A 22,994-nucleotide genomic window follows, 5' to 3' on the forward strand; every position below is an offset into this window, starting at 1 on the left:
ATGGTGGGCCGTCCGCGACTCGAACGCGGGACCAATGGATTAAAAGTCCACTGCTCTACCAACTGAGCTAACGGCCCTGAACCAGTATTCAAACTAGGTTTGAATATGCAGTGCAAGTCAAGCTAAATAGCTCAAAGCACCACTTTGTTTGATGGAGCGTATTGTAGCAAGATCTCATTGCAGCGCAAGTAAAAAATAACAAAGTTGCCCATGTTTGATTATAAATACAACAATTATGCTTTATCTAAACAAAAAACAGGCAACTTCAGTACTTAGAAGCGATATTGATAGGCTTGGATATTGGAAAAAACCTCTGCTGTAAGCTCCGAATACGCAGTTGCACCTGGCAATAACACCAGCAGGCGTTCATCGGTTTTACTTGGATCAAATGCTTGCTCTTTCAATTTATTTTTCTGGTATTTGAAGGTGCCTGTAGTTTCAACCTGCTGTTGTATACGCAGAAATACGGGTACCGCATAAGCCGGTAAGCATTTTTTAAAACAAGCAGCCATGGCGGCTAAATCTGCATCATTTAATTCTACCTCGGGCTTCAGGGTAATCGCAGCCATACCGGCACGACCATTGGTATTTGGAATTTCTACACCATAAACTACGGCTTCAACGATTTTGTCATACTCAGTCAGCATGTTTTCCACTTCAGTTGTAGAAACATTTTCACCTTTCCAACGGAAAGTATCACCTAAACGATCGACAAACTGGGCATGACGGAAGCCGATATTGCGTACCAGATCTCCGGTATTGAAATAAGCATCACCTTTGCTAAATACATCCTGCATGATCACAGACTTGTTTTTTTCCGGGTCGGTATAACCATCAAAAGGTGAACGACGGGTAATTTTACCAATCAGTAAACCAGTTTCACCTTTTTTCACCCGCTTGCAGTGTCCTTTGGCATCCCGTACCGGCTCGTGTTTATCTTTATCAAAAGCAATAATGGCATAAGGTGTCGGGGAGAAACCGACGGTATTGTCAAAATTGAAAATATTGCTAAAACCGACATTGCCTTCACTGGACGCATACAGTTCCAGCACTTCCTGAATGCCAAAACGGGATTTAAATTTGTCCCAGATATTCGGACGCATCCCGTTACCAATCATCTTGGTCACGCGGTGGCCTTTCTCCAGTTCAGATGGGGGAGCGTCCATCAAATAGCGGCATAACTCACCGACATAGCCAATCGCAGAGGCATCAAATTTTTTCACATCCTTCCAGAAAGAGGAGGTTGAAAATTTACGCCGAATGGCCAGGGTGCTGCTCCCTGCAATGACACCACACCAGCACACGACCATGCCAGTAGCGTGATAAAGTGGCAGGGTACAGTACATGACATCATCTTTATGGAGATTCAGCACATGCCCATAGGTGCCATAAGCGAGGGTCCAGCGACCATTGGTAAAAATGACCGCTTTGGGCAGGCCGGTAGTGCCTGAGGTATAAATATAGAACAGCCCGTCTTTGCCTTGTACTGAATGGGTAGTCGGCGGATTGAATTTTGGAGCAAGATCAATTTTTTCAGCCAGGTTAACGAAGCCTTCCGGTGCCTGACCCGGATCGGTTTGAGTATTCTGATCTGCAAACCAGTGCAGGCGTTCACCACTAATATTCAGGTCATTACGAATTTCATTCACAGCCTCACCGCACTCTTCACCGACGATCAGGGCAATTGGTTTGACCAGATTAATACTATGTGCCAATACCTTGCCTACTTGTGAGGTATTGACCAAAGCGCTCGTCACCCCCAGTTTAGCCAGACCAATCACACTGGCAATCAGTTCAGGTCGGTTCTCGATCATTACAGCTACGACATCACCTTTCTTGGCACCCAAAGACAGATAAAAATGTGCAATCTGGTTGGCCCAGGCATTGAGAGCGGCATAACTGTAGCTTTGGTCTTCAAAACGCAAGGCGATACCGTCCGGGTTGCGCTTGGTTGCTTTTTCAAAAGCCAGACCCAGCCCGGCTGGTGTATTCGGAGTACGTAAATACGCCTGTCTTAGACCAGTAAGTAAATGGGGTACTTTGGTCAAGAAAGTCGGGAGCTTGGCAGCAACATCTGCAATACCAATAAGATCATGTGGTTTCATTTGGGTCATGAGAATCCTATTTATTTTTCATATCCGATACGTTCGATTTATATACAGTAGGCGAGCTATCCATCTTTTAGCGTTAAAAAGCTAGTGCAATCAACCTATTCTGACTAAATCTAGCAAAAAAAACCTAGTCACCGAAATGACTAGGTTTTTTTATATGACTGCAATTGAGCAAATTATGATTCAGTTGCAGTATTTGCTTTTTTCGGTGGACGACCACGTGGACGACGTGGGCGAGCGGCCTGCTTCTCCACTTTTTCAGCTTCGCTGGTTTCAGTTTTCTCTGCCTCTACTTCGGCCTGGCCTTGGGTCTCTACCACAAGTGCTTCTGATTCAGATACTTCTGACTCAGTATTTGCTTCAACTGGGGTAGTATCTTCAGCCTGAGTTTCGGTAACTACCACTTCAGTTTCAGGAGCAGCCTCCACTTGTGCCGTGGTTTCAGTCGCCTGTTCAGCTGGCTGAGTATTTACGGTTTCTTCAGCAGTTACTTCCTGTACTGCAGCTTCAGTTACCACAGGTTGGGCAGGCTCTGCTTGCGCTTCAGTTGCTACAGGCGCAGTTTCAACCACCGGAGCTGTTTCTGTTTTAGCCTGTTTGGCTTGTTGTAAGGCTTGTTCAGCAGCCAGTTTAGCCAGACGGCGGCGCTCACGTGGATCGTTTGCGACACGTTTGTCCGACACCGGTTTTGGTGGTGTCAGATCCAGAACTGGAGCTGGTTCTACTTCCACTTTGGCTACTGTCACCTGAACATCACGAGTGACTGGCTTTTTCTCTGCGGCAGGCGTTGCTGCACGCACCAGACTCGCGTTGTACTCTTTTGTGAACTTATCTAAAGCGCGGTTGAACGTTGGCAACAAACCAAACTGCTCAATCAGCACCGAGCAGTCTTCACCATAGACATGGCGAATCAGGCTGCCAATGGTGAACTGGCCCAGAGTTGGCACTTGTGACGGGGTCAACTGCTGAACTGCCGGCTGTTGAGAGTGTCGTTCACGTTGCTGGCGACGACGCTGACGCGGATCGTTGCTGGCACGTGGTTTTTCAGCACTGATTTCAGCTGGCACAGCTTTCTCGTCGACTGCTGTTAGTGTAGCTTCCACCACATTTTCAGCAGCGGCTTCTTCAACTGGCGCATCTGCTGGAGCAGTAACTTCAACCGCTGGCGTTACAATTGCAGCATTGTCATTCAATGCCACGATTTCGCTTTTCGCCTGGTCAATATTCACCACCATAGCTGTTGCCATCACGTCTTGACGTGGCGCATCGACCAATTCAACACGAAGCTGTTTGTCATCGACTGCTGGAGCCTCAACAACAGCAGGTACAGTTTGTGATGCCTGCTCATTCAGCACGCTTGGATCGCGGTGGCGATTTGGACGTTCCTGACGTGGCTGGTTACGGCGGTCGCGACGTGGTACAGCCTGTTGTGACTGTTCATTGTTTTGAACATCATTTTGCTGAGTTGGCTCGTTGTGATGCTGACGGCGAGAATTACGCTTGTTTTCACGTGCTTCATGACGTTGCTCTTGACGAGATACCTGAACGACTTCTTCATGCACCTGGTGTTGCTGAGGGGCAGAGGCTTCAGACTGAACCTGCTCACGCGGTTCTCTGTGCTTCGGGTTGCGCGGCTTTTTATTATTGTGACGAGGTGTTCTTTCCTCACGCTCTGCCGGTTTTTCTGTAGCATCACGTTCCTGCTTGTGGGCCACTGTTGATGGTACCAAATAAGCATTGTTCGCAGGTGCTACAACTTGTTGTTGTACAGGTGGCTGTACATGGTTTTGTACCTGTTGTGCAGCGGGCTGTGCCACAGGTGCTGCGACGTGACCGAACTGACCACGACTTACTGCACCGCCATTGATCATCTGTTCAATCGCTGCTGCTGCATTGTTGGCGGTACGCGATTGATCAACAGTCGTAGCTTGCTTTTGTACAAACAGGTTTTCTAACCATGCACATGGGCTGGTTGCAGGTGCAGCAACTTGCGCTTGGACAGGAGCCGGTTGAACAACAGGTGCTTGCTGTACATTTGGATTTTGCTGATTATTACGGCGTTTATTGTTTCTGCCGTTATTTTGCTGTGGGGCAGGCGCTGGCGCAGCAGCATGCGTATGTTGTTCTTCTTCTAAATGCCATTCAGACGACTCATAACCCAGCTCTTTTTCACTTGAACGAGTTGCTTCAGTACGTTCATAGCTGGTTGGTGCAAAGCCTTCGGCATTATAGGTAATTTCATAATGCGGTGTTTCCAGATGCGGATGCGGCAACACAGTAACACGCACATTTGACGTCTGTTCCAAATATACCAGGGTATGACGCTTTTCATTCAATAAGAAAGCTGCGATTTCGACTGGAACTTCGACTTGAACTTCACCATGACGTTCACGCAGGGCAATCTCTTCCACTTTACGCATAATCGAAAGGGATAAAGAACGAAGATCACGTACCATACCGGTACCATGGCAGCGTGGGCAAACGTAGCCAGTCGCTTCTTCCAGAGAAGGACGCAGACGTTGACGGCTCATTTCCATTAAACCAAAACGTGATAATTGACCGAATTGGATACGGGCACGGTCACTTTGAGTGGCTTCACGAAGTTTCGCTTCAACCATGCGCTGGTTACGATCTTTGGTCATGTCGATAAAGTCGATCACCACCAGACCGCCGATATCGCGTAAACGCAGTTGACGCGCGATTTCTTCTGCTGCTTCAATATTAGTGTTCAACGCAGTGTCTTCAACGTCGCTACCGCGGGTTGATTTTGCTGAGTTAATGTCGATGGACACCAAAGCTTCAGTCTGGTCAATCACGATCGAACCACCAGAAGGAAGTTTCACCTCACGTTCATAAGCCGTTTGGATCTGGCTTTCGATACCGAAGTGAGCGAATAGAGGCTCATTTAAGGTATAAGTTTTTAATTTGTCTAATTGAAGTGGCATCACCGCTTTTACGAAGTTATAGGCTTCGTTATAAGCTTGCTCAGAGTCAATCAGGATTTCTGCAACGTCATCACGTAAGTAATCACGAATGGCACGTGTTACCACGCCCGCTTCCTGATGCACCAACATTGGAGAAGGGCCAGAACTTGCTGTTTTCTGGATTTGTGCCCAAAGGTCGAGCAAGTGTTGCAAGTCGAGTTGCAGTTCTTCCTGTGAACGACCGATCCCGGCTGTACGCACGATGACGCTCATGCCGCGTGGCACGTTTAAAGAGGCCAGCATTTCTTTCAGTTCTTCACGCACTGAACCTGAGATCTGACGGCTGATACCACCACCTTTCGGATTGTTTGGCATCAAGACCAGATAACGGCCGGCAAGAGAGATAAAGGTAGACAGGGCAGCGCCTTTGTTGCCACGTTCTTCTTTTTCCACCTGAACCAGAAGCTCGGTGCCTTCAGTGATCAGTTCACGGATATTTGAAGTCTGGCGAGGGTCGGCTTTGTAATAAGAATTTGCGATTTCACGCATTGACAGGAAGCCTTGACGACCTGCACCGTATTCAACGAATACAGCTTCTAAAGACGGTTCAACGCGAGTCACGTGACCTTTGTAAATATTGGATTTTTTTTGTTCACGGGTACGATTTTCTAAATCAAAATCGTAAAGACGCTGACCAGTGACAAGTGCAACGCGAATTTCTTCGGCATGTGTTGCATTAATCAACATACGTTTCATGGGTGTAACACCTTATAGTGATACACAGCAAAAAATCGCTATACACGTAGCAAACATCACACATCACGGATCAATGGCTCAAATCTGCAATGAATTTCATTGTGGTTTGAGTCTTTTATGACCGAGCTCTATTTAATATAGATGGGCTTCGGTTTTGATTCACGTATTGATGATGGCAATACGGCTTCAATCTTTAAACGGATTAAAGTCACCTGAACGCTTCACTGGCGGACGAGCGGTACATTGGATGTGTGTAACTTTCACTGTCACATTGCTCGAAGATCATCCCTTCTTTATAGAAAGTGTCTTGATACGGAATTGTCGTCGTATCTTTACAAACTGTGCAGATCCAATGCATCAACGCTGTAGCCTGAAGTCGTCTTCAGGTTGCGACTAATCTGATGTGTATCAGTTTACGTTTAAAAACCAACTAGGTTGGCGACATATTTTTTAAGACAAACTGATTTATGTACCTGAGGTACAATTAAACGCAACAGTTTGCTTTGTTTGCCGATATAATAAGCCTTCGGCGTGGCATAATTCTTTGGGGACCTTCTCGTATCATGTGAGTCTTTAATTGAACAATCAAGTTCAGAAAAATCTGAAATGATTTAATTTTTACTCACAAACGATGGTTTCCGTGCGCTGACTATATCAAACCTTGCATCATCTGCCTATGGGCTAAGCTTATGTTTCTTGTGTAAAGCATAACCTAAATGATCAGTTTTTAATCAATTTTAGTATTTTTTAGGTCATAGTAACTGTATGAATTCTACGCAACAATGGCAAAACGTCACTTGGTTTGAAGTGGATGAACATCAAGATGGACAACGTATCGATAATTTTCTGTTTAGTCGTCTGAAAGGTGTGCCAAAAAGTCGTATCTATCGTCTGATTCGTGAAGGCCAGGTTCGCGTCAATAAAAAACGCATTAAAGCAGAAACCAAACTCGCAATCGGCGATCAGATTCGCGTTGCACCGATCCGCTATGAGCAGAAAGACGAAACCGCGGCCCCTGTTTCGGACAAGGTCGCACAAGGCCTGCTTGCTCGCGTGATTTATGAAGATGAGGGCCTGATGGTCGTCAACAAACCATCAGGAATTGCCGTGCATGGCGGTAGCGGTGTAGCCTATGGCCTGATTGAAGGCTTGCGTGCCGCAACCGGTAAAAAATATCTGGAACTGATTCATCGGATTGACCGTGATACTTCCGGTCTGGTGATGATTTCCAAAAAGCGCAGTGTGCTTAAAACTCTGCAAGACATGCTGCGTGAACATAAGATCAAAAAAACCTATGCAGCGGTGGTAAAAGGGCAGGTCACTTTAGACAAGCAGCTGATTGATGCGCCTTTACATCGTTATGAGCTGGCCAACGGCGAGCGCCGGGTCTGCGTGTCACCGAAAGAAGGCAAGGAGTCTAAAACCCAGTGGAACGTGCAAGAACGTTTTATGCATGCCACATTGGTTTATGCATCTCCACTTTCTGGTCGTACCCATCAGATTCGTGTACACGGTTTGAGTATTGGTCATCCGTTGGTCGGTGATGAAAAGTATGGACATGAAACCGAATATCGTGGCCCAAAACCACGCCGTCTGTGTCTGCATGCCATGCGTTTAGAGATTCCGGGTTATCCGACCATTGAAGCGCCATTGCCAGAAGATATGCAAAGTCTGGTGGCGCAGTTAAGAGCGCAGAAGGCAGATAAGGTTGTCATTGCTACGGAAGATGATGAGTAATTTTTTAGCTTTTTAATGAATCCTCTTTGATGCCCTACTTTTTCAAGAGGAGTGAGGGGGATTTGAAAAGTTATCGCAATGTGAAATTAAGGTAATGCTGCAATAGGTATTTGTTTTATTCGAAGCATTGTGTGGGCGTTGGCTTACTTTTCAGAGATGAAAAGTAACAAAAATCTTTTGTAGATATGATGGCGCGTCCTTGCGCCACAGATCTACAGCGACATCCATGTCGCAATCGAGTAGCGAATACCTGTATGCCGTTCTCCCTCCTTTTTTAAAGGAGGATCGGGGTGGATTTAGACTGAATCAAATATTAGGAACCTTAGATGAACTCACCTGTAAAACTGGTCATTTTTGATTGGGATGGCACTTTATTTGATTCTGTCGGTCAGATTGTGGCAAGCCTGCAATTTGCCGCACAGCAATTTCAGCAACCTTTAACCGCTGCAGATGCGAAGAGTATTATTGGGCTGGGTTTACCTGAAGTTGCACAGCGACTTTTTCCAGGTGTGCCAGAACTACATAGCGATATTTTACAGGCCTATTCAGAACACTATGTCGCGAACTCGGTTGAGGATGCTTGGTTTGAGGGCGTATCTGAAATGTTATATGCATTAAAAGATCAAGGTATCAAGCTGGCAGTGGCCACAGGAAAAAGCCGTAAAGGTCTGGATCGTGTATTAAGACAGACCAACAGTGAGGCCCTGTTTATCAGCACGCGTGCTGCGAGTGAGACCCGTTCCAAACCTCATCCACTTATGCTGCAGGAAATTCTGGCTGAAACCGGTGTAGAGACACATGAAGCGATCATGGTTGGCGATACTTCCTATGATCTGGAAATGGCCATGAATATCGCCATGCCAAGTATCGGCGTAAGTTATGGCGTGCATCAGCCTGAACTTCTGGCGCAATTTAATCCGGCCAGTATCGTGGACGATGTGGCTGATTTACATAAAGAACTATTGGCTAAAGTCCAATGGAAACAGGCCGTTTAATTTATTATCTTAGTTACAGCAAAAAGGACTGATTTCCCGGGTTTAAATTGGCTGGGGGAACGCTGCAGATTTAAGCATTTATTCTTATCTTTTAGTCTAAGACCATAATTATACTGATTTTGTGGAATCAGGTTATGGTCACTATTCTGCTAAATAATGATTTAATCTAAGATTTAAGATTTTGTTTTATATTGATTTTTATAATTGGTCCTTATAGATAATAGCTATAGCAAAAAATAAAATAACTATTGGCACAAATGCCGGATTTTTCCCATCCTAAAACCGTTTACTCCTATGCTCACTCTGATAAAGGTAGGTCATGCACGTGATCGGCCTGATTATGTGCATATTTTCTGTCCTGTCAGATTCCAGCATAAGCCTAATTTTTGCAGTTTAAGGAAACATTGATGTCGAATTCTGCTGTCGTTGAATCAGTTGCACAAGCACTGCGTAGCGCTGAATTATCACAAACCGCGATCACACCAATTCGCCCGGAACTTGGCGGTGAAAGTGCTGACGTAGATATCGCCTATGCCGTTCAGGAAGTGAATACCGAACGTGCTTTGTCTGAAGGTCGCCGTCTGGTCGGTCGTAAAATTGGTTTGACTTCTAAAGTCGTTCAAGCACAACTGGGTGTAGATCAGCCTGATTTTGGTATGTTGTTCGCGGATATGGCATACGGTGACGGTGAAGCGATTCCGGCCGGCCTTCTGATTCAGCCGAAAGTTGAAGCAGAAATTGCATTGGTGATCAAAGCAGATCTAACCAAAGAAAAACACACTTATGCAGACATTATCAGTGCAACCGACTATGCACTTCCTGCAGTAGAAGTCGTGGATAGCCGTATTGAAAACTGGAAAATCAGTCTAATCGATACGGTTGCTGATAACGCATCTTCAGCGGCTTTCGTATTGGGTTCACGTCCTGTGAAACTTGACAATCTTGACCTTGTAAATTGCAAAATGACCATGACTCGCGGTGAAGAAGTCGTGTCTCAAGGTATAGGTAAAGCTTGTCTTGCAAACCCATTAAATGCCGCAGTTTGGTTGGCTGACGAAATGGTACGCCGTGGTCGTCCATTACTTGCAGGTGACATCATTTTGACTGGTGCGCTTGGTCCAATGGTTGTAGCCCACGCAGGCGACGAATTCGTTGTTGAGATTGAAGGCTTTGGTTCAGTAACAGCTGCATTTGCTGCTGAATAAGAAAATATTGAGAGTACATTCATGAAAAAGATTAAATGTGCAATGATCGGTCCAGGTAATATTGGTACGGATCTGCTTTACAAATTACAACGCAGCGAATGGTTAGAACCAGTATGGATGGTGGGGATTGACCCAACTTCTGAAGGTCTTGCGCGTGCAGCGAAAATGGGTTTAAAAACGACTGCTGAAGGTGTAGATGGTCTTCTTCCTCACGTTCTTGAAGATGACATTAAAATTGCATTTGATGCAACTTCTGCATACGTACATGCTGAAAACAGCCGCAAGTTAAATGAACTTGGCGTGTTAATGATTGACTTAACACCTGCTGCAATCGGTCCATTCTGCGTACCACCTGTAAACCTTGAAGCATTGCTTGAACAAGGTGAAGTGCCAAACGTAAACATGGTGACATGTGGTGGTCAGGCAACAATTCCGATGGTTGCTGCAATTTCACGTGTTCAACCTGTTGAATATGGTGAAATCATTGCAACTGTATCTACAAAATCTGTAGGTCCAGGTACACGTAAAAACATCGACGAATTCACACGTACAACTGCTGACGCAATTGAACAAGTGGGTGGCGCGAAACAAGGTAAAGCGATCATCATTATTAACCCGGCTGAGCCACCGTTAATGATGCGTGACACTGTTCACTGTCTCGTTAAAGGCGAGCCGGATCAAGCAGCGATTACTGAATCTGTTCACTCGATGATCCTCGAGGTTCAAAAATATGTACCAGGTTACAAACTTGTGAATGGTCCAGTATTTGATGGTAACCGTGTTTCTATCTTCCTAGAAGTAGAAGGTTTAGGTGACTTCTTACCTAAATATGCAGGTAACCTTGACATTATGACTGCAGCAGCTGCACGTACAGCAGAAATGTTTGCAGAACGTGTTTTAAACGCAGCTGAAGCTTAAGGAGTTACCACATGTCTAAAATTATTATTAATGATATGACTTTACGTGATGGTATGCATCCAATGCGCCATCAAACTACACCTGAGCAAATGGTTGCGATTGCAACTGCACTTGATGACGCGGGTGTACCGTTAATCGAAGTGACACATGGTGATGGTCTTGGCGGTAACTCTGTAAACTACGGTTTTGCAGCAGCAACTGACGAAGAATACCTGAAAGCGGTGATTCCAAACCTTAAACAAGCGAAAGTATCTGCACTTTTACTTCCTGGTATTGGTACAGTTGATCATTTGAAAATGGCACATGACGTTGGTGTAACAACGATTCGTGTTGCAACACATTCAACTGAAGCAGATGTATCTGAACAGCATATTACTGCTGCACGTAAATTGGGTATGGACACTGTGGGCTTCTTGATGATGGCGCACATGGCTTCTCCAGAAAAATTGCTTGAAGAAGCACAAAAAATGGTGTCATACGGTGCAAACTGTGTGTATGTAACTGACTCTGCAGGTTACATGTTGCCACAAGACGTGACTGATCGCGTTGGTATTCTACGTGAAAACCTTGGTTCTGATATCGAAATCGGTTTCCACGGTCACCATAACCTAGGTATGGGTGTTGCGAACTCTGTTTCAGCAGTACAAGCAGGTGCAACTCGTGTTGACTTGGCCTCAGCAGGTCTTGGCGCAGGTGCGGGTAACACGCCACTTGAATTGTTTGTTGCGGTAGCGAACCGTATGCAACTTGAAACAGGTGTTGACTTGTTTAAGGTGCAGGACGTTGCAGAAGACCTCATCATTCCAATGATGACGCATCAAATTCGTGCGGACCGTGATGCGGCGACTTTAGGTTATGCGGGTGTTTATTCTTCATTCCTATTGTTTGCAAAACGTGCTGAAGCGAAATATGGCGTATCTGCGCGTGAAATCCTGATGGAACTTGGTCGCCGTGGTACGGTTGGCGGTCAGGAAGACATGATTGAAGATTTAGCTTTGACGATGTCTAAAGCACGTGAATTACAAGCTTAATGGCTTGAAGTTGATGTGAAAAAAAGCGTCCGAAAGGGCGCTTTTTTATTGCTTCCAGCATTGCCATCCCTAAGAGTTGGATGATTATTGGAGAACTTTTTCTTCAATGAGCGGTGATGCCTATGCCGCGGTCAAATGAGATGGCCGGTCGAAGTTTAAGTAAATCCATACTGGTTCAGCAAGGCTCAATAATGCCATCAGTAAAGAATAGCCAGCCTTGAACTCAAAAGTAGGAATGCTATAGCCAGGACCACAACAGCTAAATGTCGTTTGAGATGCAATAAGGTAAGTCCTCATTCATGTTTTTATTATAAATTTTGAGCTGTATTGATATCTTTGTTGAACTTGGCATGAAGAAGAAATATTCGTAGATAAAATATTTATTTTTGGATATTTAAATCAAAATGTTGAGGAGTTGAAAGAGAGATCTAGCGAGTTATATTTGGATATTAGTAATATATTAAAACGATAGCATGAGATATTATTTTTATTAAACTTTATTTATTAAAAATAATTCTGATAATTTCCTTAAACATAAAAACGATAAATAAAAACTAATATTTTAAAGTTTTTTAAAAATTTGCTCTTATTAATAGAAGAAACAAAAAATTGAATTAAATGTCTGGTCAAATTTTTATTTTTATTAATCGCTTTAAAATCTAAGAGATTTATCGCTTAAATAGGACTCGGTAATATGAAGAGTCAAAGGGGGAAAACTTTAATACTGTGGTCGGATTTTTTATTGAAATTGACTTACGCATGATGGCGGCATGGATTTTATCTGCTGAATGGGGAACTCATCATGCATCGTCACAATTTATGGATAGCAATACTTGCTGCGACAGCAACTTTAGGGACAACTGCAACGAATGCAGATTTTATTGACGACAGCAATGTTCAACTGAAGTTTAAAAATTTCTATTTAGACCGCCAATATCAGGATAATTATTCGGCACGTAACTGGGGTTCATGGTCGCAAGGTATAACGCTGGATGCCAAGTCTGGCTATCATGATATCGGTGCGGGGGTGCAGGTCGGGGCTGACGTTCTGGTTCAGCATGCAGTCAAACTTAAAGCTCGTGATCGCAATCCAGACTGGGTTTTACCGCATGATGGCAAGAAATCAAAAGACCATTTCGGTAAAATTGGTGCAACGTTGAAAGCCAGAATTTCACAGACTGAATTAAAAGTAGGGGAGTTACTTCCGGTATCTCCTGTTCTGGTATTCGATCCATCGCGTCAGTTATTAACGACTTATAACGGTGCCTGGTTAGAATCCAAAGAGATTAAAGATACTAAACTGACTTTGGCGTATGTGGATAAAATCAATAACCGTTACGACAATCAGTTCCGTGATTTAACCTTGTTTGCGCCTGCTAGAGGCAAAAACTATTACGATAATGGTGAAGCTTCTGACGGTATGTGGATTGCAGGTGTAGACCATCAGCTCAGCAAAGAAGTGGGCGCAAGTTACTGGTATGCCGATGTTCAGGACATTTACCAGCAGCATTATCTGGGCCTGAGTTATAAAACCCAGTTGGGTGAAAAAACCAGATTAGACAGCAATGTCCGTTATTTCAATAACTCTGAATCTGGCGATAAGCTATATGGTGAGATCGACAATCAGGCCTTATCTGCAGCTGCAAAAGTGAATCATGGTGCACATACCGTCGGTGTGGGTTACCAGCAAATGTTTGGTAATAGCGCATTCCCGACGTTAGGTGGCTGGGTGCCACAGCCTTATCTGGCGAACTGGGGAGTAGCAACCTTTACTGCACCAGAAGAAAAATCATGGAACGTTTCTTATGGCTATGACTTCTCTGAAGTCGGTTTGAAGGGCCTGAATGCTACAGCGATTTATTTTAAAGGATACGATCAGAAAGGTACTGGGGCCTATCAAGGTCAGAACTTCAATACCGATGAGGTGAATGCGATCATCAACTACACTGTGCCAGAAGGTAAGTTAAAAGGTTTAGGCGTACAGGGGATGTATATTGATGTGAATTTTGCCAATCCGGCAAAACCAGATCTGCAGGAATACCGCGTGGCCACCACTTATACCTATAAATTCTAATATCAGCGTATTTTCAAGGCAGTCAGTTTTCTGGCTGCCTTTAATGTTTAAGAAACCAATTAAAGCCTTAAATTTAGTAGGGTTTATTTTAAATTAATAATTAAAACAATGACTTAAATTATATCTATTTTATAGGGTGCAATCGAAATTTTGTATCAGTTGATTGCAGTTGAGCGGTTAATATAAGGGTGTACACAAGTCATTTTAATGAGTCAACTTGACGTGGCGTTCTTGAAAATAGAGGGACACGCAAGCTAAAGACTGTAAGAGGAAGCAATATGAGCACTGTTCAAATCCCTGACTATCAAACAGATCCATTCTTTGGCTTAGAAGACAAATGGATTGAAACCGCTGAAGGTGAGTTGACCCATTACCACGAAATTGGTGAAGGTACACCAATTCTGTTTTTGCACGGTTCAGGTACAGGTGTATCGGCTGCAGCGAACTGGTGGTTGAACCTGCCTTCAATTGGTGAACAAGCACGTTGTATCGCAATTGACACGATTGGCTATGGTCAGACAGTGGTTGCTCCAGGTACACAATATGGTATCCGCGCATGGGTAGACCATGCGATCCGGACTTTAGATGCGTTAGGTATCGAAAAAACCTGGCTGGTGGGTAACTCTTTAGGTGGCTGGTTGGCATTCCAGTTGGCACTGGATTATCCAGAGCGTGTACTCGGTATCGTATCTATGGGTACGGGCGGCGCAAAACAGACTGCTGCATTGAAAGCACATGCAAACCCAGTTCTTACAGAAGAAGGGATCAAGAAAACCCTGTCTATGTTCGTAGTGAACAAAGACCTGATTACAGATGAACTGGTAAAAGTACGTTTTGCTTCAGCAGCAAATGACTATGCTTCAAACCGTTTGATGGATGTGGTAGGCGCACGTGACCGTGACCGTTTTGAATTCCCGCTCGACTTTGAGAAAATGAAAGACATCACTGTGCCAGTACTATTGATTCACGGTACGCAAGACGTAGTAATTCCAGTATCCCGTACATGGGATATCTTGAATGTGGTACCAAATGCTGATGCGCACATCTTCAGCCAATGTGGTCACTGGTCTCAAGTTGAAAAATCAGATGAATTCAACACTGTAATCAAAAACTACCTGGCTGTTCACGGCGTAAAATAAGTTTGATACAGTTTTAAAAAAAGGATGGCTCGGCCATCCTTTTTTATACGTTATATATTCAACGCACCGTATATAAATGAATATGATTCTCATTCACCAAAGTGGGTTCGAAAAAATCATGATTTTTAGATACTTGTTGAATTTAAACCGAGAAAAACCTGAATTAAGTTTTATTAGACTTAAGTTGTAAACGGAGCACATTTAGAGTGAAAAAGATGCATGATTGGACGGGGCTAAACTATAAACTTAAGTACTCGCCAAGCAGTCCTTATCAAAAAATAGAATTAAAAATAAATCTTTAAGCAAAAAATAATAAAACGAAAAAAGCATATGTCTACCAAAATTCGAATGACATATGCTTAACCAAGAAGGAGTTTAATTCTGTTCGTTGCGGTTAATATCGAGATAGAACACCCGGGTCAGAAGCTCAAGAAATTTGCTGACTGCATAGGATTTATTGTTTTTGTGGTAACTGACATACAGGTCCAAATATGGCAGCTCTACGTCCAGAGGGCGAATCACAGTATTTTCCATAGTCAGCGGTGCGATATAACCAGGTAAAATCGTGCACCCCAATCCGATACCGATCGAGTTGATATTAAACAGGATATTGTCAGCTTTTTGGACAATATTAAGTTCAATGCCGTTAGCCTTGGCAAAATCCAAAATTGTATGGTGCAAGGTAAAAGACTGCTCTGCTGATGGAATGATAAAATCAATACCATTCAATGCCTTAACTGGAATACGGTCATATTTTGCCAGCGGATGGTCTTTGGGTAGCAGGAAAATCAGCGGTTCACGAATCACGAACTGACTTTCAATTTCATCGCTATTGAAATTATGACGGGTAAAGGTCAGATCCAGATCACCTTTTTTTAACAGGCGCATTTGCTCATTGTTGTTCAGACTGAGCAGTTCAATTTTTAAATCCGGATTCTGCACCCGCAGATTAGGCAAGATATACGGGAAAATTTTCATTTCGGCTACTGGAACAAAGCCAATCCGGAGCATTTGCTGCTTGGCCTGTGACACCTGACGCGCCATGGCAACGGCCTTGTCTGCTTGTGCCAGGGTCAGGCGAGCCTGTTCCAGGAATACGGCACCTTCTTCGGTCAGCTCCACTTTACGTTTGGTTCGGTTCAACAGCTTTACGCCGACGTCTTCTTCCAGGTCCTTGATTTGCTGGCTAAGAGAGGGTTGAGCCGTATAAAGTTTAAGTGCGGCCTTGCTAAAGTTCAGTTCTTCAGCAACGGTAATAAAGTAGCGGAGGTGTCGTAATTCCATGTCATCAACCCAAAGAGTAATCCAAAAAATGTCTTACTATAATTTCATCAAAGTATAATCTATAAATAACTATGTCGTGAAGATTATTTTGCCATTCATAAACTAAATGCTCTGAAAGGATTAATGGATGTTTTAATATAAAAATCCACGTCCTTAATAATTGCTTTAAGCTATTAATTGAAACAAAAAAAATATTTCCCCAAATCCCGCCTAAAATCCATTATCCATTCGAATTGAGTCTATTTACTTTGTGCCTTGATGGGTCACAGGAGATTTTCATGAGTGGAAAAATTGATGTGCGTGAAATCGACGCTTTAGTCGATGCACAAAATGGACGTATCACTCCATCTATTTATACAGATCCAGATATTTACGAATTAGAACTTGAACGCGTTTTCGGCCGTACCTGGTTGTTCCTTTGTCATGAGAGCCAGATTCCTAAGGCTGGTGACTTTTTCAACACCTACATGGGTGAAGATCCGATCATCGTGGCACGTCAAAAAGATGGCTCAATCAAAGCATTCTTAAACCAGTGCCGTCACCGCTCAATGCGTGTGAGCTTCGCAGACTGTGGGAATACACGTGCATTCACATGCCCGTACCACGGCTGGTCTTACGGTATTGACGGTTCTTTAAAAGACATCCCGCTTGAAGAGCGTGCTTACCCACAAGGCGCATGTAAAGAGCAATGGGGTCTGGTGGAAGTTAACCGTGTTAAATCATACAAAGGCCTGATATTCGGATGCTGGGATGAAACAACTCCAGATCTAGAAGAATACATGGGCGATATCGCCTGGTACCTAGATGGCGTTGTTGACCGTCGTCCAGGTGGTACAGAAATCATCGGTGGTGTCCACAAGTGGGAAATCGAGTGTAACTGGAAATTTGCAGCTGAACAGTTCGCATCTGACCAATACCACGCATTGTTCTCTCACGCATCTGCAATTCAAGTGCTTGGTGCGAAACCAGACGACGAATCATCTAAGAAATTAGGTGCTGCGCAAACTGCTCGTCCTGTTTGGGAAACTGCCAAAGATGCAATCCAGTACGGTTCACGTGGCCATGGTTCAGGCTTCTTCTTCACAGAGAAACCAGACGCAAACGTTTGGGTTGACGGTGAAGTGGCTAACTACTTCCGTGAAACTTACGAAGAAGTAAAAGAGCGCCTAGGCGAGACTCGTGCACTGCGTCTTGCAGGTCACAACACCATGTTCCCAACATTGTCTTGGTTGAACGGTACTGCAACACTTCGCGTATGGCACCCACGTGGTCCAAACAAAACTGAAGTTTGGGCATTCTGTATTGCGGACGCTGAAGCATCTCAAGAAGTGAAGGAAGCATTTGAACGTTCTGCAACACGTGCTTTTGGTCCTGCTGGTTTCCTAGAGCAAGATGACTCTGAGAACTGGATCGAGATTCAAAAAGTTTTACGTGGTTACAAAGCGCGTCAAAACAAACTCATTATGGAAATGGGTAAAGGTAACGAGAAAGTACGTGAAGATGGTATCCCAGGTATCACCAACTACATTTTCTCTGAAACTGCAGCACGTGGTATGTACCGCCGCTGGGCAGATTTATTGATCCATGAAAAATGGGAAGACGTGGAAAAAGCGGCTGACGAATATGAGAAGGAGCTTATGAAATGAGTCAAATCAGCTTAGAACTTCATCATCAAATTAGCCAGTTCCTTTACCGTGAAGCAAAGCTGCTTGACGACTGGAAATTCCGCGAATGGTTGGACACGTTAGCTGAAGACATTTCTTACACGCTACGTACCACACCAAACGCACAAACCCGTGACCGTCGTCGTTCAGTTGAACCACCTACCACTTGGGTGTTCAATGATACGAAAGATCTTTTAGAGCGTCGTGTGGCTCGTCTTGAGACCGGTATGGCTTGGGCTGAAGAGCCTCCGTCACGTACAACTCATATGGTTTCTAACGTGATTGTTGAAGCCACTGAAGTTGAAGGCGAATATGACGTGTACGTAACGTACCTGTTGTACCGCACGCAAAAAGAGAAAGACGTCGTGATTTACTGTGGTAAACGTCATGACAAGATCCGTAAAGTTGAGGGTGGCCTAGGCTTCCAGATTTTCAACCGTAAGATCATGCTTGACCAAGTTACTTACAGTTCACATAACCTGAGTGTGTTCTTCTAATGAATAAGATTTTTGTATGCCAAGTTGACGAATTAGACGAAGGCGAAGCATTGAAAGTAGATTGTGGCGTAAACGGTATCGATGCGCTGGCAGTATTCAACAACGGTGGTGAGTTCTTTGCAATGAACGACCGTTGCTCACACGGTAACGCTTCAATGTCTGAAGGTTATCTGGAAGATGACGGTACTGTTGAATGTCCACTTCATGCAGCACGTTTCTGTTTAAAAACAGGTCAAGCACTTTGCTTACCAGCGACTGATCCAATCCAGACTTTCCCAGTGATTGTTGAAGATGGTCAATTGTTTGTAGAGATGGCAGGAGAGTAATCATGGGTTGGCTACAAGGCGAAGTTGCACTTATTACCGGTGGTGGTTCAGGCTTAGGCTGGGCATTGGTTGAACGTTTCCTGGAAGAGGGCGCACAAGTTGCCGTTCTTCAGCGTTCACAATCAAAAGTTGATGCACTGAAAGAACATTTTGGTGACCGCGTGCTTGCGATCGCAGGTGATGTGGCCAGCTATGAAGATAACGTTCGTGCAGTTCAGGCAACTGTGGAACGTTATGGCAAACTCGATTGCTTCGTAGGCAATGCCGGTATCTGGGATCATTATGCAGATATCGTCAATACCTCAGGCGAGCAGCTAGAGAAAGCCTTTGACGAGATTATGGGGATTAATACCAAATCTCTGATCCTCGGTGCGAAGGCTGCACTGGATGCATTGATCGCTTCTGAAGGTTCTATCATATTTACTTTGTCTAATTCAGCACTGTACTCCGCTGGCGGAGGCCCTGTATATACTGCATCTAAGCATGCCGGTGTCGGAATTATGAAAGAACTGGCCTACGAGCTTGCGCCTAAAGTACGAGTGAACGCTGTTGCACCATCAGGTATGAATGTGAATATCAAGGGTGCTGCATCTTTAGGCCAGGAAAATCTTGGTCTGCTGGATGCACGCGATCCTGAGAAAATCGCACGTGGCATGCCACTGAACTTCTTGCCTGAACCGGAAGATATGACAGGTTCATACGTGCTGTTGGCATCTCGTCAAAATAACCGTCCTCTGACCGGTGTTCTGATCAATGCAGAATGTGGTCTGGGTATCCGGGGCTTGCGTCAGCCACGTGCCGGTTTCTTTGACGAATAAAATCTAGTCTGAATCAAATGGACTTATCGGCAGCCTGTTCTAAGGCTGCTTTCCTTTTCAGGAGTCTCTCATGGCCGTTAAACTCATTTGTGCATCGCACAGCCCCTTAATGGAATTTGCTTCCCCACAAGAAAAACGTCAGGAAGTCGCAGTACGCGAAGCTTTTGACCAACTTGCAGCTGAAGTGAAAGCTTACGACCCAACCTTAATCATTACCTTCGGTCCTGACCATTTCAATGGTTTCTTCTATGACCTGATGCCAAGTTTCTGTGTGGGTATCCGTGCCAAAGCGGCAGGTGACTGGGATTATGGTAAAGACAATGACCATATCGATGTACCAGAAGACAAAGCCTTGGCGATGGTGCGTCGTGTACTGGACGAGGGTGTGGACGTGGCATACTCCTACCGTATGCAGGCCGACCATGGTGTGACTCAGCCACTGCATTTCTTGTGCGAAGGTCAGTTGGACCGTTATCCAACCATTCCTGTGTTTATTAATGGTGCTGCAGCTCCAATGCCAACCACCAAACGTACCATCGCTTTGGGTCGTGCAGTCGGTCAATACATCAAGTCTTTAAACCTTGAAAATGAGCGGGTACTGGTTTTAGGTACAGGTGGTCTGTCACATGATCCACCTACACCGCAAATGGGTTCAGTACCACCAGAAGTGGAAGAGTTTCTGATTGCCGGTCGTCATCCGACTCCGGAAGCACGTTCAGCGCGTCAAGCGAAAATCATTGCTGTGGGCCAGAAACTGGCAGCAGGGGATATCTCTGTTGCAGTTCCTCTCAATGCAGAATGGGATATTGCACTGCTGGAAAAATTCAAGAATGCCGATTTTGCTGCACTCGAAGCGATGACTGAAGCTGAAATCCGCCGTGATGGTGGTCGTGGTGGCCAGGAAGTCCGTTCGTGGATGGCTGCTTTTGCTGCTTTAAGCGAGATGGGCGAATACGACATGACAACACATTGCTATGAAGAAATCAGTGAATGGATCGCGGGCTTTGGCATCGTATCTGCAGAGTTAAAAGGTTAATGACATGAGCAACATCGAAACTATCGTAATTGTAGGTGCTGGCCAGGCAGGTGCAAGTGCGATTTTAGAACTTCGTGGCAACAAGTACGAAGGCAAAATCATTCTGATCGGTGATGAAACGCATCTGCCTTATGAGCGTCCACCACTGTCTAAAGACGTGATTCTAAAACCTGAAGAAACCAAGATTGAAATTCTGTCAGAAGAAAAACTGGCTGAACTTGGCGTAACAACTATCCGTGGTAATGGCGTTGCAAAAATCAATGCTGAAGCCCACACGGTTGAACTTCAACATGGTGACGTTGTTGCTTATGACAAACTGTTACTTGCCACTGGTGGTGCAGCACGCCGTTTGCCAAACTTCGATGCACTAGGTAAGCATGTTTATACCCTGCGTAACCTGGAAGATTCACAGGCACTGGTTCCTGTACTTCAAGCAGGCCGTCGTATTGTCCTGATCGGTGGTGGTGTGATCGGTCTGGAACTGGCTTCTTCTGCACGTTTCAAGGACTGTCAGGTAACTGTAATTGAAATGGGTCCTATGGTCATGGGTCGCTGCTCGCCGCGTATCCTGAGCGAGTTCCTGTTAGAGCAACAGCGTCTGGCCGGAATTGACGTTCGTCTGGAAACCAAGATTGCAGACTGCAAGCTGGATGGTGAAGAAGTTGTGATTACCCTTGAAGGTGGTGAAGAACTTCGGGCTGATGCTGTAGTGTACGGTATCGGTATTGTGCCAAATGCACAGCTGGCTGTAGAGGCCGGTCTGGATGTTGATTTTGCAATTAAAGTGAATGAAAACTGCCAGACTTCAAATGCAGACATTTACGCTGCGGGTGACGTAGCAACTCAGTTACGTGACTGTGGTAACCACCGTCGTGTAGAAACCTGGGAAAATGCCAACCTGCAAGCAGGCATCTTTGCACGTCATGTGATGGGTGTCGAGCATCCAGTGGCCAATCCAGCATGGTTCTGGACAGACCAACTGGATATCAACTACCAGTTTGTTGGCGATATGGCTGCAGCTGAATGGCAGGTTCGTGGTGAAATCAATCCAGAACTTCGCGCTGAATCCTCATTCGTGATGTTTGGTGTGACTGACGGTGTGATCGTTGGTGGTATCACGGTGAATGCTGCTAAAGAAATGCGTCATCTGAAAAAGCTGATCAGCAAGCAGGCTGCATTTGAAGCAGACAAATATCTGGATCTTAGCCAGGATCTTCGTAAGCTTGTGAAGTAATCTCGGTTTACAAAGGAGCAGACCTCGGGCAACCTGGGTCTGCTTTTTTATGGCTACTTTATTTATTGTTTTGGCATGATCACTATTTATATTGCGACGTTTAATTACTTTGTGCAGGTGTGTCTTACTTTTCAAAGATGAAAAGTAACAAAAATCTTTTGAGCGTTTGAGGATACTTCCTTGTATCCCAAACGCTCGAGCGGCATCCATGCCGCTTGTAATATTGCTAATCGTGGATTTGAACAGAACTTTTGGTTTAATTCTTTTTATTATATTTAATTGAGTTGTATATGAATTCAAACTCATCTCCCATGATTTTAACAGCCAGCATTTATGCCTTGTTGGTGCTCATTTGGGCCGCCACACCATTGGCCATTGTTTGGAGTGTGGCTGAAGTGCATCCGATGTGGGTGCTGGTGATTCGTTATTTTGGTGCCTGTGTCATTGCTTTGGTTTTATTGGCAATTATGCGTAACCCATTGCCATTTGATCAAACGTCATTAAAAAGTTATGTGGCAGGTAGTCTTAATTTAATTGGGGCACAATTGTTTATTTATCTGGCTGCCAACTATTTAACGTCAGGTCTGATGGCGCTGATTTTTGGATTCTCGCCATTGATTGCCGGTTTAATCGGTCATGTGATTTTAAAAACTCATAAACTGATCTGGGTACAGTGGCTTGGTATGGCAATTGCAGTAGGTGGCCTGTGTTTTGTTTTCGCTGACTCGGCAGACAGCAAGATTAACCCATGGGGTGTGGTACTGATGCTGATCAGTATGGTGTCCTATATCAGTTCGATCTTCTGGGTTAAACAGATCAATGCACCATTAAAGCCAATGTCGCAAGCCACGGGTTCGCTGCTGGTTTCTGCGCTGGGTTCTTTATTACTGATTCCATTTATCTGGCAGCATTTTCCAACCCAGATGCCAAGCAGCCATGCCATCATCGGATTTATATTTACCATGATTCTGTCTTCGATTGTGGCGATGCTGTGCTATTTCTGGCTGATTCGTCGTCTGGCCGCTTCAACAGTCTCTCTCAGTAATGTCATGACGCCAGTGATTGCCTTGGTACTGGGGGCTACATTGAATAATGAAATCATCAGCAGCCATGCTTTTGCGGGTGTTGCTGTGGTGATGTTCGGGATTATCCTGTATTTCTCTAAAGAATGGCGTGAGCAATATTTTTCCAGACACTAACCCTTCCATGAAGGGAAAGGGAAAATTTTTTTATTAGGTCTAGATA

17 protein-coding genes and 1 tRNA gene are annotated in these 22,994 nt (G+C 44.6%); 14 read left to right on the forward strand and 4 right to left on the reverse strand.

The window, feature by feature from the left end:
* Position 1: 1 nt before the first annotated feature.
* The 3 genes from H9629_RS00410 to H9629_RS00420 all read right to left on the reverse strand — a co-directional run bounded on the left by H9629_RS00410 (position 2) and on the right by H9629_RS00420 (position 5,791).
* A tRNA-Lys gene (locus tag H9629_RS00410) sits at positions 2 to 77 on the reverse strand.
* A gap of 195 nt (positions 78 to 272) precedes the next feature.
* Complete coding sequence (locus H9629_RS00415; RefSeq protein ID WP_064094903.1) at positions 273 to 2,114, reverse strand: long-chain-acyl-CoA synthetase; 1,842 nt, start codon at positions 2,112 to 2,114, stop codon at positions 273 to 275.
* A gap of 173 nt (positions 2,115 to 2,287) precedes the next feature.
* The gene (locus H9629_RS00420) at positions 2,288 to 5,791 is read right to left on the reverse strand and encodes an Rne/Rng family ribonuclease (RefSeq protein WP_191730336.1); all 3,504 of its coding nucleotides are present in this window, start codon (positions 5,789 to 5,791) and stop codon (positions 2,288 to 2,290) included.
* A gap of 765 nt (positions 5,792 to 6,556) precedes the next feature.
* Here H9629_RS00420 and H9629_RS00425 point away from each other — a divergent pair.
* The 7 genes from H9629_RS00425 to H9629_RS00455 all read left to right on the forward strand — a co-directional run bounded on the left by H9629_RS00425 (position 6,557) and on the right by H9629_RS00455 (position 14,890).
* Positions 6,557 to 7,528: an RluA family pseudouridine synthase gene (locus tag H9629_RS00425; RefSeq protein WP_064102215.1), complete on the forward strand. Its 972-nt coding sequence runs from the start codon at positions 6,557 to 6,559 to the stop codon at positions 7,526 to 7,528.
* A 326-nt stretch (positions 7,529 to 7,854) separates the two neighbouring features.
* Positions 7,855 to 8,523, forward strand: a complete 669-nt coding sequence (locus H9629_RS00430) for an HAD-IA family hydrolase (protein WP_064102216.1) — start codon at positions 7,855 to 7,857, stop codon at positions 8,521 to 8,523.
* Positions 8,524 to 8,930: 407 nt separating this feature from the next.
* Positions 8,931 to 9,728: a 2-keto-4-pentenoate hydratase gene (locus H9629_RS00435; RefSeq protein WP_064102217.1), complete on the forward strand. Its 798-nt coding sequence runs from the start codon at positions 8,931 to 8,933 to the stop codon at positions 9,726 to 9,728.
* A 21-nt stretch (positions 9,729 to 9,749) separates the two neighbouring features.
* Positions 9,750 to 10,646 (forward strand): acetaldehyde dehydrogenase (acetylating), encoded by an 897-nt coding sequence (locus H9629_RS00440; protein WP_191730337.1) that lies wholly within the window; start codon positions 9,750 to 9,752, stop codon positions 10,644 to 10,646.
* A gap of 11 nt (positions 10,647 to 10,657) precedes the next feature.
* On the forward strand, positions 10,658 to 11,677 hold the full coding sequence (gene dmpG, locus H9629_RS00445; RefSeq protein ID WP_191730338.1) for a 4-hydroxy-2-oxovalerate aldolase: 1,020 nt from the start codon (positions 10,658 to 10,660) through the stop codon (positions 11,675 to 11,677).
* A gap of 802 nt (positions 11,678 to 12,479) precedes the next feature.
* Positions 12,480 to 13,751, forward strand: coding sequence for an OprD family outer membrane porin (locus H9629_RS00450; protein ID WP_191730339.1), 1,272 nt, complete (start codon positions 12,480 to 12,482; stop codon positions 13,749 to 13,751).
* A gap of 278 nt (positions 13,752 to 14,029) precedes the next feature.
* Positions 14,030 to 14,890: an alpha/beta fold hydrolase gene (locus tag H9629_RS00455; RefSeq protein WP_064094895.1), complete on the forward strand. Its 861-nt coding sequence runs from the start codon at positions 14,030 to 14,032 to the stop codon at positions 14,888 to 14,890.
* Between the two features lie 375 nt (positions 14,891 to 15,265).
* Here H9629_RS00455 and hcaR read toward each other — a convergent pair whose 3' ends face one another.
* Positions 15,266 to 16,174, reverse strand: coding sequence for a DNA-binding transcriptional regulator HcaR (gene hcaR, locus H9629_RS00460; RefSeq protein ID WP_064094894.1), 909 nt, complete (start codon positions 16,172 to 16,174; stop codon positions 15,266 to 15,268).
* A gap of 278 nt (positions 16,175 to 16,452) precedes the next feature.
* Here hcaR and hcaE point away from each other — a divergent pair, with 278 nt between their 5' ends.
* The 7 genes from hcaE (at position 16,453) to H9629_RS00495 (ending at position 22,948) form a co-directional block, all read left to right on the forward strand.
* Positions 16,453 to 17,820: a 3-phenylpropionate/cinnamic acid dioxygenase subunit alpha gene (gene hcaE / locus H9629_RS00465; protein WP_064094893.1), complete on the forward strand. Its 1,368-nt coding sequence runs from the start codon at positions 16,453 to 16,455 to the stop codon at positions 17,818 to 17,820.
* Complete coding sequence (gene hcaF, locus H9629_RS00470; protein ID WP_064094892.1) at positions 17,817 to 18,335, forward strand: 3-phenylpropionate/cinnamic acid dioxygenase subunit beta; 519 nt, start codon at positions 17,817 to 17,819, stop codon at positions 18,333 to 18,335. The genes hcaE and hcaF overlap by 4 nt, the downstream gene beginning before the upstream one ends.
* Entirely contained in the window at positions 18,335 to 18,661 is a 327-nt protein-coding gene (gene hcaC, locus H9629_RS00475) for a 3-phenylpropionate/cinnamic acid dioxygenase ferredoxin subunit (RefSeq protein ID WP_064094891.1), read from the forward strand. Before hcaF ends, hcaC begins: the two co-directional genes overlap by 1 nt.
* Positions 18,662 to 18,663: 2 nt before the next feature.
* Positions 18,664 to 19,479, forward strand: a complete 816-nt coding sequence (hcaB, locus tag H9629_RS00480; protein ID WP_064094890.1) for a 3-phenylpropionate-dihydrodiol/cinnamic acid-dihydrodiol dehydrogenase — start codon at positions 18,664 to 18,666, stop codon at positions 19,477 to 19,479.
* A gap of 70 nt (positions 19,480 to 19,549) precedes the next feature.
* Positions 19,550 to 20,515 carry a 3-carboxyethylcatechol 2,3-dioxygenase gene (locus H9629_RS00485; protein ID WP_064102221.1) on the forward strand — a complete coding sequence of 322 codons (966 nt, stop codon included), beginning with the start codon at positions 19,550 to 19,552 and terminating at the stop codon, positions 20,513 to 20,515.
* Positions 20,516 to 20,519: 4 nt separating this feature from the next.
* Complete coding sequence (gene hcaD / locus H9629_RS00490; RefSeq protein ID WP_064094888.1) at positions 20,520 to 21,749, forward strand: 3-phenylpropionate/cinnamic acid dioxygenase ferredoxin--NAD(+) reductase subunit; 1,230 nt, start codon at positions 20,520 to 20,522, stop codon at positions 21,747 to 21,749.
* A gap of 290 nt (positions 21,750 to 22,039) precedes the next feature.
* A complete protein-coding gene (locus H9629_RS00495; RefSeq protein WP_064094887.1) occupies positions 22,040 to 22,948 on the forward strand; it encodes a DMT family transporter in 909 nt (302 codons plus the stop codon).
* Positions 22,949 to 22,994 lie beyond the last annotated feature (46 nt).

This window comes from Acinetobacter pecorum, from assembly GCF_014837015.1.
Classification (GTDB): Bacteria; Pseudomonadota; Gammaproteobacteria; order Pseudomonadales; family Moraxellaceae; genus Acinetobacter; species Acinetobacter pecorum.

Excerpts from the sequence above, each read along its gene's own strand:
- hcaC (WP_064094891.1), top strand. The coding sequence starts at position 18,335 with ATGAATAAGATTTTTGTATGCCAAGTTGACGAATTAGACGAAGGCGAA.
- hcaE (WP_064094893.1), top strand. The coding sequence starts at position 16,453 with ATGAGTGGAAAAATTGATGTGCGTGAAATCGACGCTTTAGTCGATGCA.
- H9629_RS00485 (WP_064102221.1), top strand. The coding sequence starts at position 19,550 with ATGGCCGTTAAACTCATTTGTGCATCGCACAGCCCCTTAATGGAATTT.
- H9629_RS00440 (WP_191730337.1), top strand. The coding sequence starts at position 9,750 with ATGAAAAAGATTAAATGTGCAATGATCGGTCCAGGTAATATTGGTACG.
- H9629_RS00415 (WP_064094903.1), bottom strand. The coding sequence starts at position 2,114 with ATGACCCAAATGAAACCACATGATCTTATTGGTATTGCAGATGTTGCT.
- hcaF (WP_064094892.1), top strand. The coding sequence starts at position 17,817 with ATGAGTCAAATCAGCTTAGAACTTCATCATCAAATTAGCCAGTTCCTT.
- dmpG (WP_191730338.1), top strand. The coding sequence starts at position 10,658 with ATGTCTAAAATTATTATTAATGATATGACTTTACGTGATGGTATGCAT.
- H9629_RS00455 (WP_064094895.1), top strand. The coding sequence starts at position 14,030 with ATGAGCACTGTTCAAATCCCTGACTATCAAACAGATCCATTCTTTGGC.
- H9629_RS00495 (WP_064094887.1), top strand. The coding sequence starts at position 22,040 with ATGAATTCAAACTCATCTCCCATGATTTTAACAGCCAGCATTTATGCC.
- hcaR (WP_064094894.1), bottom strand. The coding sequence starts at position 16,174 with ATGGAATTACGACACCTCCGCTACTTTATTACCGTTGCTGAAGAACTG.
- hcaB (WP_064094890.1), top strand. The coding sequence starts at position 18,664 with ATGGGTTGGCTACAAGGCGAAGTTGCACTTATTACCGGTGGTGGTTCA.
- hcaD (WP_064094888.1), top strand. The coding sequence starts at position 20,520 with ATGAGCAACATCGAAACTATCGTAATTGTAGGTGCTGGCCAGGCAGGT.
- H9629_RS00435 (WP_064102217.1), top strand. The coding sequence starts at position 8,931 with ATGTCGAATTCTGCTGTCGTTGAATCAGTTGCACAAGCACTGCGTAGC.
- H9629_RS00425 (WP_064102215.1), top strand. The coding sequence starts at position 6,557 with ATGAATTCTACGCAACAATGGCAAAACGTCACTTGGTTTGAAGTGGAT.
- H9629_RS00420 (WP_191730336.1), bottom strand. The coding sequence starts at position 5,791 with ATGAAACGTATGTTGATTAATGCAACACATGCCGAAGAAATTCGCGTT.
- H9629_RS00430 (WP_064102216.1), top strand. The coding sequence starts at position 7,855 with ATGAACTCACCTGTAAAACTGGTCATTTTTGATTGGGATGGCACTTTA.
- H9629_RS00450 (WP_191730339.1), top strand. The coding sequence starts at position 12,480 with ATGCATCGTCACAATTTATGGATAGCAATACTTGCTGCGACAGCAACT.